Raw genomic sequence first — 17,165 nt, 5'->3', positions numbered from 1 at the left:
TAGCGAGGACACATGCAAGTTTCCCAAGCGGAACAAACACCGGACGCATCCCTACTGAAAGTCCTGGGCAACTGGGACGCCCTGGCACTCGGATTCGGAGCCATGATCGGTTTCGGCTGGGTGGTCCTCACCGGCGGCTGGATCGCGTCCGCCGGCACTATGGGGGCCGTCCTGGCCATGATCACCGGTGGCGCCATCATGGGCGTGGTGGGTCTGACCTACGCCGAGCTGACTGCGGCCATGCCGAAGGCGGGCGGTGAACACAACTTCCTGCTCCGCGGGATGGGCCCACGGTGGTCCTTCATCGGCTCCTGGGCCATCACCGGCGGGTACATCACCATTGTTGCCTTTGAGGCCGTGGCCCTGCCCCGGACTGCGCAATACCTCTTCCCGAACCTCAGCCAGATCCCGCTGTGGGAAGTGGCGGGCTACCAGGTGCACCTGACCTGGGCGCTGGTGGGGGCTGTCGCAGCGGTAGTGATCACTGGAATCAACATCCTCGGTGTGAAGCTTGCCGGTGTTGCCCAGACGTTCGTGGTGGTCTTCCTGCTGGTCATTGGCCTGATGCTGGTGTTCGGTTCCTTCGTTGGAGGTTCGGCGACGAACATGGAGCCCTTCTTCACGGGCGGCCTGAACGGCTACTTCGCCGTCTTGGTGGTGGTTCCGTTCCTGTTCGTGGGCTTCGACGTCATCCCCCAGTCAGCCGAAGAAGTGAACATCCCCGCCCGGCAAATAGGCAGGCTCGTCGTCGTCGCCGTCATCCTCGCAACCATCTGGTACGTCATGACTGTTTTGACCACGTCCTCTGCGATGCCCGCGGGAGAGATCGCACAGGCGGATATTGCAACAGCCGATGCCATGGGTGCACTGTTCGGCAGTGACGTGATGGCGAAGATCCTGATTGCCGGTGGAATCGCGGGAATCCTGACCTCATGGAACTCGCTGCTTCTGGGCGCCTCGCGCCTGATGTTCTCGATGGCGCGTTCCGGCATGCTGCCCGCGTGGTTCGCCAAGCTGCATCCGAAGTACCGCACTCCGGTCAACGCGCTCCTGTTCATTGGCGTGCTGTCCTTCGTTGCGCCGTTCTTCGGCGTATCGATGCTCGGCTGGCTTGTGGATTCGGGGGCGCCCAGCATCGTTATTGCCTACATCCTGGTCGCCGTGGTGTTTGTGATCCTGCGCCGGCGCGAGCCCGGGATGGACCGGCCGCTCCGCGTGGGCGGCCAGGGCAACGGCGGCGTCATAATCGGCGTTACCGCGGTGGTCCTCTGCCTGGGACTGCTCAGCCTCTACATGCCCGGCATGCCCGCAGCCCTCACCCCGCCGCCGTGGATCCTGTTCGGCCTCTGGTGGGTGCTCGGAGCGGTCCTGCTGTTCCGCATCCCGTCCGGCATCACGCCCGGCGCGGATGCTGAGCACGACCTGCTGGAGCGGCTGAGGCAGCGGCGGGAGTCGGCAAGGAACAGCTGAGTATCCCTGCCCTGTTGTCCCTGCCAGACTGTCCCCGCCCGGGGGCCTGCTGACAACGCGAAAGAGGTGGGACGGTTATCCGTCCCACCTCTTTCGCGTTGCGCGTGGCTTAGTGCCCGGCGTCGTACCAGCTGGGTCCGACGCCGATCTGGACCTCCAGCGGAACGCTGAGGTCCGCCGCGGCGGCCATCTGCTCGGTAACCAGTTTCTCCACGGCTGCGCGTTCGCCCGTGGCGACCTCCAGGACGAGTTCGTCATGGACCTGGAGCAGCATCCGTGATTTCAGTCCCTGGGCCTTCAGTTCCGCGTGGACACCGAGCATGGCACGCTTGATGATGTCCGCCGCCGAGCCCTGGATGGGGCTGTTCAGTGCGATGCGCTCGGCGTTTTCGCGCAGCTGCCTGTCCGTGCTGGTCAGGTCCGGCAGGTACCGCCTGCGTCCCTCGATGGTGGCCGTGTAGCCGTCCACGCGGGCCTGGTCGACGACGCCGCGGAGGTAGTCCCGGACGGCGCCGAACCGGTCGAAGTAGTCCCTCATGAGGGTGCGTGCCTCATCCACGGAGATCTCCAGCTGCTTGGACAGGCCGAAGGACGTCAGGCCGTAGGCCAGGCCATAGGACATGGCCTTCACCTTGGAGCGCATGGCGCTGGTGACCTCTTCGGTGGGCACGTGGAAGATGTTCGAGCCGACGAACCGGTGGAGGTCCTCGCCGTCCTTGTAGGCCTGGATGAGGCCCTGGTCGCCGGACAGGTGCGCCATGATGCGCATCTCAATCTGCGAGTAGTCTGCGGACAGCAGGCATTCATAGCCCTTCCCCACCACGAAGATGCCGCGGACGCGCCGGCCTTCCTCGCTGCGGATGGGGATGTTCTGCAGGTTGGGGTTGTTGGAGGAGATCCGGCCTGTTGCTGCCACGTTCTGCGCGTACGTGGTGTGGATGCGGCCGTCCTCTGCCACCGATTTCTTCAGGGATTCAAGCATCTGGCGCAGCTTGGCGGCCTCCCGGTGGGCCATCAGCTGCACCAGGAACTCGTGCCCGGTCTTTTCCAGCAGGTTCTTCAGCGAGGCCGCATCCGTGGTGTAGCCAGACTTGATCTTCTTGGTCTTGGGCAGCTGGAGTTCCTCGAACAGGACCGTCTGGAGCTGCTTGGGCGAGCCCAGGTTGACCTCGTGGCCGATCGCCGCGAACGCCTGCTCCTGCGCCTGGTCGATGACCCTGGCAAGGTCGGCGAGCTGGTCGTCCATGCGTGCCATGTCGATGCCGATGCCGGCGAGTTCCATGTCCGCCAGGACCCGGCTGACGGGCAGCTCCAGGGTGGACAGGAGTTCCTCGGCCCGGCGCTCCTTCAGTTCCGATTCGAAGTAGCCGCTGAGGGCAAGGACGACGGCGGCGGCCTGGACCAGTGCGTCGGCGGCGGCATCGTCCTCGCCGTCGAAGGAGAGCTCCAGCTGCCCTGCCTTGGCTGTTGCGCCCGGGATGCCCACGTTCAGGTGGTGCTGGGCCAGCTCGGCGAGTTCATAGGTGCGCCGGTCGGGCTGGATCAGGTAGCCGGAGATGGAGGTGTCGTCCACGACGCCTTCCAGCTCCAGCCCACGGGAGGTCAGGGCTTTGAGGGCGGCCTTGAAGCCGTGCATGACCTTCGGAGCGCCGGGGTCGCGCAGCCAGGCAGCCAGGACGTTCTCCGTGTCGGCGTCCTGTCCGGACAGGTCAATGTAGGCGGCGGCGCCGTCCCGGACGATGGCCAGCGCTGCGGCGTCCTCGCCGATGCGGCCAGGGATGAGGTCCACAGCGAGGGCGGAGCGTTGTCCGGAGCCTGCGGCCAGGAATGCGGACAGTTCCGCGGCGTCAGCCGGGGTGACGTACTCGGGAGTGTCGATGATCTCCCGCTCGGCGGCCGGCTTGTCCTCATCGCCGTACAGCGCGAAGAGCCTGTTGCGGATGGTCTTGAATTCGAGCTTGTCGAAGAGGTCCTCAAGTGCTGCCTGGTCCGGGCGCGGCTGGTACAGGTCATCGAGTGTGACGGGGAGTTCAAGGTCCGTATGGAGCTGATTCAGCCGGCGGTTCCGCTTCACGGCGTCGACGTTCTCACGCAGCGCGTCGCCCACCTTCCCGCCAATGGAATCCAGGTGTTCCAGGACGCCCTCGAGTCCCCCGTAGAGGTTGATCCACTTTGCTGCGGTCTTCGGCCCGACGCCGGGCACGCCCGGGAGGTTGTCCGCGGTTTCGCCCACCAGTGCGGCGAGGTCGGAGTACCTGCCGGGGCTGACGAAGTACTTTGCCTCGATGGCGGCGGCATCCATCCGCGGAATATCGCTGACGCCCTTCTTCGGGTACAGCACAAAGACGTTGTCCGTGATGAGCTGGAACGCGTCACGGTCCCCTGACACCAGCAGTACCTCGTACCCTGCCTTTTCACCCATGGCGGCGAGGGTGGCCAGGATGTCGTCAGCCTCATAACCGGGCATTTTGATGGTCTTGATGCCCCAGGCCTCCATGACCTGCCCAATGAGGTCAATCTGGTTGTTCATCTCCCGGGGGGTTTCGTTCCGGCCACCCTTGTATTCGCTGTATTCGGTCTTGCGGTGGGTGGACTCGTCAGAGACGTCGAAGGCCACGGCGATGTGGGTTGGCTGCTGCTCCTTGATGAGGTTGATCAGCATGGAGGTGAATCCGTGGATGGCGTTGGTGTGCTGCCCGTTGGTGGTTGAGAACTTGTCCGCAGGGAGCGCGAAAAAAGCGCGGAATGCCATGGAGTGGCCGTCCAGGACGAGCAGCCGCGGCTGGCCGGTCATGGGGACTACGGGGGCGGCGGTCGCTGAAACGGACCCGCCGGCCGGGACCCCAGCGTTGTCCTGACCTGCACCTTCCCCGACTGCAGCGTCCTGGAGGGCGGTTGAGCCCTGCGGGGCGTTGTCCTCCTGCAGGGTTTGGGACGGGAAAGGGGCCGGTTTGGTTGTTTCACTCACAGGTGCCAGCCTAGTTGCCATGATGGACAATTTCACGCCCGGCCCCTTCGCCGACGAGCTTTCCGCCGCCGGCATCCCTGAGCACCTGCATGCCTGGCTGGGGCGGTTAGGGATCGGCGCCCTGGTGGTGAAAATGGGGATCCGGTTCCAGGAGATGAGCCCCGAGCGCAGCGTTGCCACCATGCCGGTGGAGGGCAACACGCAGGTCGCGGGAATCCTCCACGGCGGGGCGCACGTGGTGCTCGCCGAAACACTGGGGTCCTTCGCCGCCGGGATGCATGCCGGGCCGGGCCGCCATGCGGTGGGCATCGAGGTCAACGCCACCCATCACCGCTCCATCTCCACCGGAACCGTGACGGGAACGTGCACAGCCATCCATTTGGGCCGGACCCTGGCCACCCATGAGATCGTGATGACAGACGAACAGGGCAGGCGGCTGTCCACGGCACGCATCACCAATATGATCCGGGACAACATCCCGAGCCCCGTCCACAAGGGGCCGGTCAGTCCGTCGCAGGGGACGACTAACGACGGCTGACAGTGACGATGCAGACGGCGGCCACGTAACCTCAACCCATGGGCAGGATCAGCGGAATCTGGATTGTCGGTGTCTCATTGCTGCTGACCGCGTGTTCTGCTGCGCCTGCGTCAATTGCTGAATCTGAACACACGGGCGGGCTCCCTGCTGAAGCAATTACCGCGACTCAAGACTCCTCCGGCCGGGATCTTGCATACCCTTTTCCCACGGCAGGCTGGCTGGACGGCGGCGCCAGGTTCGCCGTTGTGCTGGCCGGCAGTTCGAGCTGCCCTGCGTTTCCGTCCTCCATCGACGTTGCCGATGCCTACACCATCAAACTTGGCCTCGACCCGCGGCGGACCCAACTGCACAGCCGACATGGCGCCACGCACCTACATCATCAAGACTCCTTCCGATATAGACAGTTCGGGTCAGGTGACACTCCTGTTTGGCGAAACTACCGTGGCGCTGCCGCCGCTATAGGGCCCACCGGCTCCCGACCCCTGACTCCCGGCTCCCGGCTCCCGGCTCAATCAGGGTCCGCCAGGGTCACCTGGGCGCCAGCAGGCGGGGCAGGATTGGCGGTTTCCGGTGGCAACGCCGCTGAGGAAATCTCCGCCGTGGGCTGTCCGCCTCATTGTCGGACCCCCTTGGCATGATGGGTTTATGGGCAGGGGAGCGGTGGAGAAGGCGTTTGCGGATATAAGGGCCGCCCTTGCCGTGCTCAACGCTGAGGTGGACGGGTGCGGTTCTGAGCCGTTCTCGGCTGCTGATCCGTTGGCCGGGCTGGCGGAAGGGAGCCTGGACATCCTCGCCGCCGCCAAGGAGTCCGAAGCCGGGCTCGCGGGCCTGAAGGCCCGAGCTGCCATGAAATACGCCGACACCGCCCACGCCCTCGCCCCTCCCGGGACGCCGGTGCAGGCCCAGGAAATGGCTGTGGCCGCCGAGATCGGGTGCGTGCTGGCCATCGGGCCGCGGGCCGCCAGCGCGTTCCTGGCCGTATCCCACGCCCTGACCACCACCTTGCCCCTGACCCTCGCGGCCCTGCAGGCCGGCACGATCTCCTGGCAGCACGCCCAGGTCATGGCAGACGAGGCAGCCACCCTCGACCCCACCGCCGCCACCGCCCTGGAAGCCCACTTCCTGGACCCCGACACACCACGGCCTGCCGGTGCGGCGACGATCGGGGAGATGCCCGCGCACCGGTTCAAGCACAAGGCCCGCACCTGGCGCGAACGCCACCATCCCGAATCAATCGAAAAACGCCATACCAACGCCGCGGCAGACCGGCGGGTCGACTACAGGCCGGACCAGGACGGCATGGCCTGGCTCTCCGCCTACCTCCCCGCCCACCAGGCAATGGCAGGCTGGAACCGGCTCAACGCCCTCGCCCGCGCCGCACAAGGACCCCACGAACCCCGCACCCTCACCCAAATCCGCGCCGACCACTTCGCCGAAGCCATCCTCACCAGCAGCACCAACAGTGGCAGCAACCACGGGAGAGCCGACAGTCCCGGCATTCCTGCAGACACCAGCGTCGCGGCGGGCACCAGCGCCGCGGCAGATACCAGCAGCGGGGCAGATGCAGGAACGGATCCCGCCCCGTCGCCGTGGATCCGGGCGCAGGTTCTCGTCACCGTCCCGGTCCTCGCCCTCATGGGCCTGACCGACGAGCCCGCCATGCTCGACGGATACGGACCCATCCCAGCCTCCATGGCGAGGGACCTGGTCGCCAACGGCGCCGATGCGTTCCACCGCGTCCTGATAGACCCGCGGGACGGCGCCCCGCTGGAAATCGGGCGGAGCAGCTATAGGGTCACCAAAGCCATGCGGACCTGGCTCCGGCTGCGCGACGGCACCTGCCCCTTCCCCGGCTGCAGCAACAGCTCTTTGGACAATGAGGCAGACCACCTCCTCGCATGGCACAACGGCGGAACCACCGGAATCAGCAACCTCGGACAACCCTGCCCCAAACACCACAAACTCCGGCACACCACCGGCTGGACACCAACACCAGCCACCAAAAACCAACCACCCGGCTGGACCTCACCCACCGGACGCCACTACAAAAGCGAACACCAGGACTGGGAACCACCCCACTGGCCGGAGTCTGCCCTGTCCGCCATGCCCGCGCACCTGAAACCCGGTGAGCAGCGCCGGGAACGTCACATGGGGCAGGCACACCGCCCCGCGGATCTGCTTCATCGCGGGCTATCCCAGGCAGAAGTCGAGCTGGAGGAGTTCTTCTATGGCAGCAGCTGACCTGGCGCCCCTCCACGGGTGACGCCCTTGACCGACGTCTGATGGCGGCGTCGAAGAACAGCAGCCGGAGTAAGGCAACTCACGGTCCCGAAAAAAGGGCCCACCATCCATTAGGCCGTGATCAGTCCACCTGCTTGCTGCACGGCCGGACCTATATGCGGGCGTGCAGCAGCCGGACCCGCGTGCGGGCGCTCCGTGGTTCTGAACCTAGATGTCGTGTGCTGCGCGGCCGTTGACCTATGTGCCGCTGGCCGGGCTGCCATCCAAAAGGTACCGCAGCTCAACGATGCCCCTGCCCATGGTGCGGGAGGCAACCAGCTCGAGAGGCGGCGTCGGCCCTTCCAGCGGGAGCAGCCGCTTGCCGCTTCCCAACACCACGGGAATCACGGACAAGATGATTTCGTGGAGCAGGCCGGCGCCGGCGAACTGCGCGGCCAGGTTGCCGCCGCCTACCACCCAGACGTTCTTTCCGCCCGCGTCGCGTTCGAAGTCCGCTGCGAACTCGGTAACATCCCCGCGGACGAACGTGATGTCAGCACCTGCCGGGGCCGGGTACTCATGGTGGGTGAACACGTAGGACGGCGTGGCGGGGTAAGGCCAGTTGTCCGGTTCGTGTTCCAGAAGCCAGGAATAGGTTTCTCCACCCATGACAATGCAGCCCACATCCGCCATGAACGACTCGTAGCTTTCCTTACCGCCTTCGAATCCGTCGAACTGCAGGAGCCAGTCCAGGTCATCAGTGGGGGTGGCAATAAAGCCGTCCAGGGATGCGGCAACGTAGTACTGGATGTGAGGCATGGGCCAAGCCTAGCCAACCGCACCTGCCCCTGCCAGAGACTGGTTGGACCCGAGGAGGGGGAGCAGGAACTGCCTCAAGCGAAGACAGTGACGGGCTTGCCGGCGTTAACCTGGCGCGGCGACAGGGGGCCTGGTCAGCCGGAGAAGTACGGGATGATCAGGTACAGCCCGAAGAGAACCGCCAGGCTGCACAGGCCGAAGCAGATGTAGGCAAGGGACCGCTTGATGCCCGGGGACGTCTGCTGAACATCCGCGGCAATGGCCGTGAGCCGCACGCCGAGCGAGTACAGCACTACAACTGTTACTGCGGCCGTCAGGGTGGCGCCGGCAACGGTCAGGAGTTCCAACCACTTCATCGCTGAGTCTCCTTCTGGTTGTTGGCGTCAGCGTCAGCCTCTGCCTGCGCTTTGGCTTTGGCGTGGGCGCGCGCACGCGCCATGGCCTTCTTCTTGGCGAAGCGCACGGCCTGGCCGGCTTCCTCCACCTCGATGGCGTTGTGGTGGCCGACGGCGGACTTGCGTGAGTAGAAGAACATAAAGAGGACAGCTGCCGTGCCGGCGACGGCGGCGATCAGGACGCCGATGACACCGGTCTTCACCAGCAGGGCGGTCAGGGCCCCCACAATGCCCGCTGCCGGAAGAGTGAAGAGCCAACCCAGGGCGATTTTTCCCACCATGCTCCAGCGGACGCTGGTCCCCTTCCGGCCCATGCCGGATCCGATAACGGAACCGGACGCCACTTGGGTGGTGGAGAGGGCAAAGCCGAGGTGCGAGGACGCAAGGATCGCGGACGCGGTGCTGGTCTCGGCCGCGAAACCCTGGGCGGGCTTCACCTCGGTGAGGCCGGCACCCATGGTGCGGATGATGCGCCATCCGCCGGCGTAGGTGCCGATGGCGATGGCGAAGGCACAAGCGGCAATGACCCAGAACTGGGGGCCGGATCCGGCCTCCTGGGTGCCTGCGGCGATCAGGACCAGGGTGATGATACCCATGGTCTTCTGGGCGTCGTTGGTGCCGTGGGCCAGGGCCACCAGGCTTGAGGTGAAGATCTGTCCGGTTCGGAAGCCGCCACGTTTCTGGGTGAGCTTGCTGCCGGTCTCCGGGTCATGCCGGGACGTCAGGGCGTATGCCAGGCGCGTGCAGATGTAGGCGACAATGCCCGCGATCAGCGGGGCGAAGATGGCGGGGAGGATGACCTTTTGCATCAGGCCTTCGAGGTTGATCGAGTTGAAGCCGATGCCGGCGATCGCGGCGCCGATCAGACCGCCGAACAGCGCGTGCGAGGAACTCGACGGCAGGCCCTTGAGCCACGTGATCATGTTCCAGAGGATGGCACCCATGAGGCCGGCGAAAATGATGTCCGGGGTGATCTGGATCCCGTCCGACCCTTCCCGGATGATTCCGCCAGAGACCGTCTTGGCCACCTCGGTGGAGAGGAAGGCGCCCACGAGGTTCAGGATGGCCGCCAGGGTCACCGCTGTCTTCGGCTTAATGGCGCCGGTTGCAATGGGCGTGGCCATGGCATTCGCGGTGTCATGGAAGCCGTTCGTGAAGTCGAAAAATAGTGCCAGTGCGATGACCAGCGCCACCATGAAGGTGATATCCACCTGTTGCCCAATCTGCAGAGTCGACGTTCAGTAGTTTCATCTCCCCCGGCTGCATTGCACAGCATAATTCACCAGCTGTTCGCTTGGAATGACCTGTGGCGTTAACACAACCGGCGTGAAACCTTATCGATCGTACGCGTCCCCGGCATCAGGTCAAAACAACGGCAGCACCAGAAACGACTGCACCCGCTGCAGTTCGGCAGGCGAGATTCCGCGCCTCGGTTCCGGGGATAATGCCAGGATCCGGCGGCCAAGGAGCCTGGCCCAGGATTGGGCTTCCGCCTCGAACGCGAGCTGGTCATCGATCCAGGCCACGGCTTCCGGACCGGTCTCTTCCACATCATCCTGAATGGCCCGAAGCTTCCACCAGCCGGCGCCCGCGCCTGCCCCATCCGCCGTCAGGTATGGCCACCGTGCGCCGTCCAGGCCGATGGCGGGGCATAGATACTGCGGGGCGAGTTCTTCCCAGCTTGTGAGCCAGACGCACCGTACCCCTGCCATTGCGGCGATTCCGTTCAGTGCGTCCACCAGTTCCGGTGCGTAGGCGACGGGCAGGAGTCCCGCATCGGAATGTTTCCAGCCGGTTCCCCAGCCGGTGGGGCCTTCCGGTCCGAAGGGACAAATAACGCCATCGACGTCGATATAGACGGTGCGGGTCACGGCCGGGGTCCAGAAAGCCTAGTGGTGCCGGAAGTCCGACGGTTCCCGTCCGGCGTCAAGCCCTGGCGCTACCTGCCCCTCCAGGGCAGCAACGGTGGCATCCGGCAGGACGATCAGGCCATCGAGTTCACGGCGGGCGCGCTTGTAGGCCGCCTGCCGTTCGGCTGGCGTGGCGGCATGGTCACCGGCGATCCTGAGCAGCTGCCGGGCAGTGGCAAGGCGTTCGCGTTCCGGGCCGGTGAACTTGCTGTCCCGGATCCGGCGGGCTTCACGTTCGGCCACGTCCAGCGCCACCGCGAAGCTGTTGACTGCCTTCCGGTAGGCCTCCAGCCGCGAGGGCGAGGCCATGTCCGCCGGGGAATCCGGGCGCTGGCCGTCCGCCTCCCTTTTCGCCCGGAGGAAGGCCACGGTGAGCGGTTCGCGGACGTCGGTCATGAGCGGAAAATCGATGAGCTTCCCAACGTCCAGCTCGTAGTCCAGCCAGCGCTTGTTGATGGCGTCGTGGGTGGCAACAAGCGCTTCAACGTCCGCTGCGGAGGCCCTTTCGAGTTCGCGGGACTGGTTCTTGAGCGTGTACAGCTCCACTCTTCGCTGGTGCCGCCGCTCGCCGGCCTTGCGCAGCGAGTTGGTCCAATGCCCGGCAAAGGCGATCGCGGGGAAGACCAGCCACCATTTGTCGTCAAGGAACTCAAAGAGGGATTCCACGCCTCAATCCTCGCACCGCCGGGCACCCTCCTCAAGAACCCGCATCCACCCCAGGAAGCCGCACGCCAGAAGGCGGATCAGCCCTGGGGAGTTCCCGCGGCGCCCTGGGCACTGTTGACGTTGACCAGCCAGGCCACGCCAAAGCGGTCCGTGCACATGCCGAAAATGTCACCCCAGGGTGACTGCTCCATGGGCACGGTCACCGTCCCGCCGTCGCCGCTGAGCTTCTCGTAATAGCCGCGAAGTTCCGCTTCATCGTCGCCGCTGAGGGAGATGGAAATGGACGCCCCCGGCGTGTACCCCATGCTGTTCGGAGTGTCGGCGCCCATCAGCACCATCCCCTTGCTGGTGGTGAGCATGCCGTGCATGATCTTCTCCGACTCCGCTGGATCATCGCTGGCCTGGAACTCTCCGAAGGTGCTCAGGGTCAGCTCGCCGCCAAAGACGGACTGGTAGAAGTTCATCGCTTCGCGGGCGTTGTCGCGGAAGCTGAGGTAGGGATTGAGGGTGGTCGGCATGATGGATCTCCTTGGCGTGGGGACGGGACATGGTGGAACCAGTCACCATCCTGCCTCAAAGCAGGGGCATGTGGTAGGGGAAACGGGGCGGGTGGTGCACAAGTGTCCGGCTGGGCCGTAGGCTCTGGGTCATGGCCAGATACTTTGACGTTCACCCCCAGGATCCCCAGCCGCGTGCCATCACCCAGGCCGTGAAGATAGTGCTCGACGGCGGCCTGATCGCCTACCCCACGGATTCCTGCTACGCGCTGGGCGCCCAGGTGGGCAACCGGGACGCACTGGACCGGATCAGGAGCATCCGCCGTCTGGACGACAAGCACCACTTCACGCTGGTCTGCCGGGACTTTGCCCAGCTGGGACAGTTCGTGAACATCGGGAACGATGTCTTCCGCAGCATCAAGGCCGTCACCCCCGGCGGCTACACGTTCATCCTTCCGGCAACGAAGGAAGTTCCCAAGCGCCTGCTGCATCCCAAGAAGAAGACCGTGGGTGTGCGGATCCCGGACAACCGCGTGGTCCAGGCGCTGCTGGCAGAACTGGGCGAGCCGCTGCTCTCAAGCACCCTGCTGCTGCCCGACGAGGAGGACCCGCTGACCCAGGGGTGGGAAATCAAGGAACGCCTGGACCACCAGGTGGACGCCGTGATCGATGCCGGCGACTGTGGTTCCGAACCCACCACCGTGGTCGACTACTCCACCGGGGTGGCAGAGGTGGTCCGGCGCGGAACCGGCGACCCGTCCCGCTTCGAATAGCCGGCCCGATTCTCCGGTCAGGCCGCAGGTATATCGACGGCGGCCCGCCCCTTGCGGGGTGGGCTAGTCCTGCTTCCGCGCCCTGCTGGGCTGCACCCGGGGCGGCTCGCCCGGCATTTTGGGGTAATCCGGCGGGAAGGGGAGCTCGCCCAGCCCGGACTTCAGGTCGCGGTCCCACCATCCGAGCAGGGTGTCAATGGTCCCCGGCTTGCTGTGCATGTCAGCCCAAGGGTCACCGGCCGATTTAAGCCGGTCCGGCACGGTCAGGATAGTGAAGTCCTTCGGGTCGACGCGTTCCAGTTCGTCCCAGGTGATGGGGCAGGACACCGGAGCATGGGCCAGCGGCCGCGGGCTGTAGGCGCCGGCGATGGTCCGGTCCCGGTTCGCCTGGTTGAAGTCCACGAACACCCGTTGGCCGCGCTCTTCCTTCCACCAGGCCGTGGTGACCTTGTCCGGCATGCGGCGTTCCAGCTCCCGGGCCGCGGCGATCACGGCATGACGGACGTCAAGGAATTCCCTGGTGGGTTCGACGGGCGCATAGACGTGCAGGCCGCGGTTGCCGGAGGTCTTGATGAAGCATTCCAGGCCGGCCTCCGCCAGCACCTCCTTCAGCGCCAGGGCAGCCGGGACGGCGTCGTCGAAGTCTGTTCCAGGCTGGGGGTCAAGATCGATGCGGAGCTGGTCGGGGTTGTCCGTGTTGTCCGCGCGTGAAGGCCAGGGGTGGAACACGATGGTGTTCATCTGTACTGCCCACACCGCAGCGGCAGGTTCGTCAAGTATCAGCATGGGGTGCGACCGGGCACTCGGGAACACCACGGGGGTGGACCGGATGAACTCCGGGGCACCCTTGGGCGGGTTCTTGGAGAAGAACATCTCCCCCTCGATGCTGCCCGAGAACCTCTGCAGCGCCACCGGCCTGCCGCCGTTGGCAGCGATGAACGCTTCCCCGACGTCGGTGATATACCGCGCCAGGTCGAGTTTGGTGATTCCGGGTTCGGGCCAGATCACCCTGCTGGGGCTCGAGATGCGCATTTCGCGCTCGCCGTGCGGGCCCGGGACTGTCAGTGTGGTCTGTTCACTCGCCATGGGGACAACGTACACCCCTGCATCGGAGGCCCGGCAGATTTGCGCAGCCGGTCCGGCAAGATGGAGGCATGTCCGTTTCAGAATCAGACTTTTCCATCGCTGTGGGCGAGGGCACGGTGTCTGCCGCGTACGCCCGCCCCGACAGTCCGTCCGCCACCGTGGTGGTGGCCCATGGTGCCGGCGCAGGCATGGAGCACCCCTTCCTGCGCGGGTTCACCGATGGGTTGAACTCCCTGGGCATTGCCACCCTGCGCTTCAACTTCCCCTACCGGGAGGCGGGGCGCAAATTTCCGGACCGTCCGCCTGCCGCCATTGCCGCCTGGCGGGCCGCGATTGCGGCTGCGGCGGAGCGGGCGGCGGACCACGGCGACACCGGCCCCCTCTGGGCGGCCGGCAAATCGTTCGGCGGACGGATGGCATCCATGGCCGTGGCGGAGGGGATGGAAGCCGCCGGGCTGGTGTACCTGGGTTACCCCCTGCATGCTCCGGGGAAGCCCGACAAGCTCCGGGACGAACACCTCTACGGCATCACCGCGCCCATGCTTTTCCTGCAGGGCAGCCGGGACACGTTCGCTACCCCCGAACTTCTGGAGGATGTGGTGGGCAGGATCGGACCCTCAGCCGTCCTGCAGTGGGTGGACGGCGGTGACCATTCCTTTGCGGTGGCAGGCCTCAAGCGTTCCGCGGCAGAGGTGGGCGCCTCCCTGGCGGAGCCGGTGGCCCGCTTTGTCCGCGCCTCCGGCTGACGCCGGAGGGGTTCCAGGGGCCGGGCCGGCCGAAGACCGGCTGTCAGGCTGCTTCTTCGTGCCACCAGCCTTCCCAGGCTGCGGAGGTGAGCTGCCCTTCGGGGAATTCCGTGCTTCCGGTTCCGCCTGTGTGGAACCGGCTGTCATCGCTCCGGCGGCCGTCGAGCAGGAGATTGAGATTGTTGAGGAGAAACATTCTGTAGGTCCTTCCATGTCTGCGTGTGGACCACTCTGTCCAGGTGGAACCGAGCCTATGCGGCGCATGTTTCAGCGCGTCGACGCGAAGTAACAAGCGTGTATCGGACATCTCACGCACGGTTCACGGGGCGGGGAGGCCGTCCCGGCGGGACGCTATTTCCGCTGTTTGGTCCGTGCAGTGGCGGGCGCGGACCAGGGATCTTCGGGCCAGGGATGCTTAGGGTAGCGGCCCCGCATTTCGGCGCGGACCTGGGCGTAGGGTCCGGACCAGAATGACGCCAGGTCGCCGGTGACAGCCAGCGGGCGCCGGGCCGGTGAGAGCAGATGGAACAGCACCGGCACCCGGCCGTTGACCAGGCGGGGCGTCGCGTCCAGGCCAAAGCACTCCTGGAGTTTGACGGCCACTACCGGCGGCGCCGTCACATCAGACCACTCGGGGTAGTCAATCCGTACCCTGGAGCCGCTGGGAACTTCCAGCAATTCGGGCGCGAGCTCGTCCATCCTGGCTGCCTCCGGCCAAGGAAGCAGCCGCCGAAGGGGCTCAGCAAGGTTAATCGTGTTGACGTCAGCGCCGGCGGCAAGCGACTCAAGTTCGGGTCCCAGCCAGTCCTGCAGCCTGCCGAGGAGTCCGGCCTCCGACACGTCCGGCCACGGCTCCCCCAGCTCGCGGTGCAGGAAGGCGAGCCGCCTGCGTAAGGCCTCTGCCGCCGTCGACCAGGCCAGTGCGGCGAGTCCTTCCTGCTGCAGCGCTGCTGCCACCGCGGCCCGGCCTTCGGCGGGCGATGGCCGCACGGGGGTGGACGCGAGGACGATTGCGCCCAGCCGCCGGACCTTGCGCGCGGTGACCCGGCCCTGGGTCAAGGCCGCCTCCACCGTCTCGACGAGGAGGTGGGATGCGGCTGATTCGGCGAGGCCGGCGGAGAGCGGGGCGGCGGCGCGGATCACGGCACCGGTACCGGCCGAGTCCCTGCCCTCGCCTCGGGACACCTCAGCCACTGCCAGCCATTCGTGCCCGGCAAGGCTGCTTCCGGCGGGGAGTCCGGCACGCGTTCCGGAGGACAGCAGATACCGCTCCGGCCCGTCGCCGGGAACCCTGCGTGCCACCCGGTCTGGGAAGGCAAGGGCGACGACGGCACCCACCAGTGCGCTCCCGCCGGTGAGGGACGGGAGTGCGGGAGCGTCGGGCAGTGGCCCTGCTTGCTGCGCCAAGACCTGGAGGCGGCGGCCTTCGTCAGCCCAGCGCCGGCCGGCAGGTCCCTTATCGCTTCGGAGGTCGGACAGGAGGCGCGGCAGGTCCGCACCCGGAGCACGCGCATCACTGGCCACGGCGGCCACCACCTCGGCTGCCGCCCTGGGACCAGCGGCAGCGGCGCCGTCGAGCAGGGCGCGGCCCAGCCGCGGATCAACCGGGAGGCCCGCCAGGGTCCTGCCGGCAGCGGTAGCGTGGCCATCCCCGGACACGGCACCCAGTTCGTGCAGGACTTCCATGGCATCTTCCATGGCCTGCTCCGGCGGGGCGTCCGGCAGGGCGAGGCCCTTCCCTCGCGGTGACCCCCAGCACGCCATCACCAGGGCGGCGCCCGCAAGGTCCGCCACGGAAATTTCCGGGGTCACGTGGGCCGGGGCGGCGCCGAACGCCTGCTGGCTGTAGCAGCGGACCACTGTCCCGGGGCCCTGGCGGGCCGCGCGTCCCGCACGCTGGTCGGCAGAGGCGCGGGAGCAGGAAACCGTTACCAGCCCGTTCATTCCCCGGGCGGCGTCGCGCCGCGGCTCACGGGACAGCCCCGAGTCGACGACCAGCCGGACCCCCGGCACGGTCAGCGACGACTCGGCCAGGTCCGTGGAAACTATGATCCTCGCGTTCTCCCCCGGCCGGCGCCCGGATACCGCCCGGTCCTGCTCGGCTGGGCCTACCCTGCCGTGGAGCTCCAGCACGTCAGTCCCCGGGCCCACCCGGCGTCGCAGCCCGGCCGCAACCTGTGAAACTTCCCATGCCCCCGGAACGAAGACTAGTGCGTCGGCAGCGCCGTCCGCTGCCAGTGCCTGCCGGTGGGCCCCGGCGGCGGTGTCTGCGATGAAATCCAGGAAAGGACGCGTCACTCCCCTGCCGTCCAGCCGCGGGAATGGGGCAGGACGCCACTCCGTCTCCAGCGGATGGAGCGCCGAGGGGCAGCCAACGACCGGAGCCGGCCCGCCGCCGTCGTGGCCTCCCAGCAGGGCAGCGAACCTGGGAGCGTCCAGGGTGGCGGACATGGCGACGACGGTGAGGTCGCCGCGCAGCTGGCGGACTTCGGTGAGCATGCCAAACAGGAGATCCGTTTCCAGGCCGCGTTCGTGGACCTCGTCCAGAACCACTGCGCCTGCGGCCGTCAGGTCCGGATCGGCCAGCAGGCGGCGCAGCAGGATGCCGGGCGTGACGAATTCGATGAGCGTTTGGGGGCCGGCCTGGCGCTCTCCCCGCACCGTATAACCCACACGGCTGCCTAAACGGCTGCCGTCCAGGTCAGCGAGCCGGCGGGCTGCGGCGCGGGCGGCTACACGGCGCGGCTGGGTGACAACAATCCTGCGCGGCCGGATGGGGGCGCCGGCTTTCAGGTGCGCCTCGAGGGTGGCGAGAAGTGGTGGAACCAGGGTGGTCTTGCCCGTTCCCGGCGGCGCTTGGACTACCGCCGTTCCTCCCGTCACGCCATCGCCCAGCGCTTCGGCCAAAGCCGCGAGCGAGCCGGCAAAGGGAAGGCCGGCGCCGATGGCCGGGAGATCGAAGGCCCGGCCAGGTTGGGGCACCTGCCGGCCGCTGGGGGAAGTCATTCCTCCATTTTGCCCGGCCCTTCGGTTAGCTGCGGACGACGAGCCCCGCCAGGCACAGGTTCCGGGCCTGT

At 66.6% G+C, this 17,165-nt stretch carries 15 protein-coding genes; 5 read left to right on the top strand and 10 right to left on the bottom strand.

Annotated features, from left to right (window positions below; genetic code table 11):
• The first annotated feature begins 12 nt into the window (after positions 1-12).
• Entirely contained in the window at positions 13-1,470 is a 1,458-nt protein-coding gene (locus AC6CHP_RS05070; RefSeq protein WP_188729843.1) for an APC family permease, read from the top strand.
• Between the two features lie 109 nt (positions 1,471-1,579).
• On the opposite strand, the gene polA is transcribed toward AC6CHP_RS05070, so the two are convergent.
• Positions 1,580-4,264, bottom strand: a complete 2,685-nt coding sequence (polA, locus tag AC6CHP_RS05065; protein ID WP_498228826.1) for a DNA polymerase I — start codon at positions 4,262-4,264, stop codon at positions 1,580-1,582.
• Between the two features lie 193 nt (positions 4,265-4,457).
• Here polA and AC6CHP_RS05060 point away from each other — a divergent pair, with 193 nt between their 5' ends.
• Both AC6CHP_RS05060 and AC6CHP_RS05055 read left to right on the top strand, forming a co-directional pair.
• Positions 4,458-4,976 (top strand): hotdog fold thioesterase, encoded by a 519-nt coding sequence (locus AC6CHP_RS05060; protein ID WP_498228392.1) that lies wholly within the window; start codon positions 4,458-4,460, stop codon positions 4,974-4,976.
• Between the two features lie 645 nt (positions 4,977-5,621).
• The gene (locus AC6CHP_RS05055; RefSeq protein WP_498228391.1) at positions 5,622-7,217 is read left to right on the top strand and encodes an HNH endonuclease signature motif containing protein; all 1,596 of its coding nucleotides are present in this window, start codon (positions 5,622-5,624) and stop codon (positions 7,215-7,217) included.
• A gap of 237 nt (positions 7,218-7,454) precedes the next feature.
• Here the strand turns inward: AC6CHP_RS05055 and AC6CHP_RS05050 are convergent, their stop codons facing one another.
• From AC6CHP_RS05050 to AC6CHP_RS05025, 6 genes are all read right to left on the bottom strand, one after another.
• Positions 7,455-8,015, bottom strand: a complete 561-nt coding sequence (locus tag AC6CHP_RS05050; protein WP_498228389.1) for a dihydrofolate reductase family protein — start codon at positions 8,013-8,015, stop codon at positions 7,455-7,457.
• Positions 8,016-8,149: 134 nt separating this feature from the next.
• Positions 8,150-8,371, bottom strand: coding sequence for a hypothetical protein (locus AC6CHP_RS05045; protein ID WP_104187371.1), 222 nt, complete (start codon positions 8,369-8,371; stop codon positions 8,150-8,152).
• Positions 8,368-9,621 (bottom strand): inorganic phosphate transporter, encoded by a 1,254-nt coding sequence (locus AC6CHP_RS05040; RefSeq protein WP_188729851.1) that lies wholly within the window; start codon positions 9,619-9,621, stop codon positions 8,368-8,370. Before AC6CHP_RS05040 ends, AC6CHP_RS05045 begins: the two co-directional genes overlap by 4 nt.
• A gap of 153 nt (positions 9,622-9,774) precedes the next feature.
• Positions 9,775-10,281 carry an HAD domain-containing protein gene (locus tag AC6CHP_RS05035; RefSeq protein WP_498228387.1) on the bottom strand — a complete coding sequence of 169 codons (507 nt, stop codon included), beginning with the start codon at positions 10,279-10,281 and terminating at the stop codon, positions 9,775-9,777.
• Between the two features lie 18 nt (positions 10,282-10,299).
• Positions 10,300-10,986 carry a hypothetical protein gene (locus tag AC6CHP_RS05030; protein WP_188729854.1) on the bottom strand — a complete coding sequence of 229 codons (687 nt, stop codon included), beginning with the start codon at positions 10,984-10,986 and terminating at the stop codon, positions 10,300-10,302.
• Between the two features lie 77 nt (positions 10,987-11,063).
• Positions 11,064-11,504: a VOC family protein gene (locus AC6CHP_RS05025; RefSeq protein ID WP_251420171.1), complete on the bottom strand. Its 441-nt coding sequence runs from the start codon at positions 11,502-11,504 to the stop codon at positions 11,064-11,066.
• 131 nt (positions 11,505-11,635) lie between these two features.
• On the opposite strand from AC6CHP_RS05025, the gene AC6CHP_RS05020 reads away from it, so the two are divergent.
• Positions 11,636-12,256 carry an L-threonylcarbamoyladenylate synthase gene (locus AC6CHP_RS05020; protein WP_188729858.1) on the top strand — a complete coding sequence of 207 codons (621 nt, stop codon included), beginning with the start codon at positions 11,636-11,638 and terminating at the stop codon, positions 12,254-12,256.
• Between the two features lie 63 nt (positions 12,257-12,319).
• Here the strand turns inward: AC6CHP_RS05020 and ligD are convergent, their stop codons facing one another.
• Positions 12,320-13,342, bottom strand: a complete 1,023-nt coding sequence (gene ligD / locus AC6CHP_RS05015; RefSeq protein WP_377191970.1) for a non-homologous end-joining DNA ligase — start codon at positions 13,340-13,342, stop codon at positions 12,320-12,322.
• 68 nt (positions 13,343-13,410) lie between these two features.
• On the opposite strand from ligD, the gene AC6CHP_RS05010 reads away from it, so the two are divergent.
• The gene (locus AC6CHP_RS05010; RefSeq protein WP_188729862.1) at positions 13,411-14,088 is read left to right on the top strand and encodes an alpha/beta hydrolase family protein; all 678 of its coding nucleotides are present in this window, start codon (positions 13,411-13,413) and stop codon (positions 14,086-14,088) included.
• A gap of 43 nt (positions 14,089-14,131) precedes the next feature.
• Here the strand turns inward: AC6CHP_RS05010 and AC6CHP_RS05005 are convergent, their stop codons facing one another.
• Positions 14,132-14,284, bottom strand: a complete 153-nt coding sequence (locus tag AC6CHP_RS05005) for a hypothetical protein (protein WP_181038138.1) — start codon at positions 14,282-14,284, stop codon at positions 14,132-14,134.
• A gap of 155 nt (positions 14,285-14,439) precedes the next feature.
• Positions 14,440-17,094, bottom strand: a complete 2,655-nt coding sequence (hrpB, locus tag AC6CHP_RS05000; protein WP_498228384.1) for an ATP-dependent helicase HrpB — start codon at positions 17,092-17,094, stop codon at positions 14,440-14,442.
• Positions 17,095-17,165 lie beyond the last annotated feature (71 nt).

The sequence above is a fragment of the Pseudarthrobacter sp. GQ63 genome (assembly GCF_059758765.1).
This window is presented reverse-complemented; position numbering and strand designations above follow the sequence as displayed.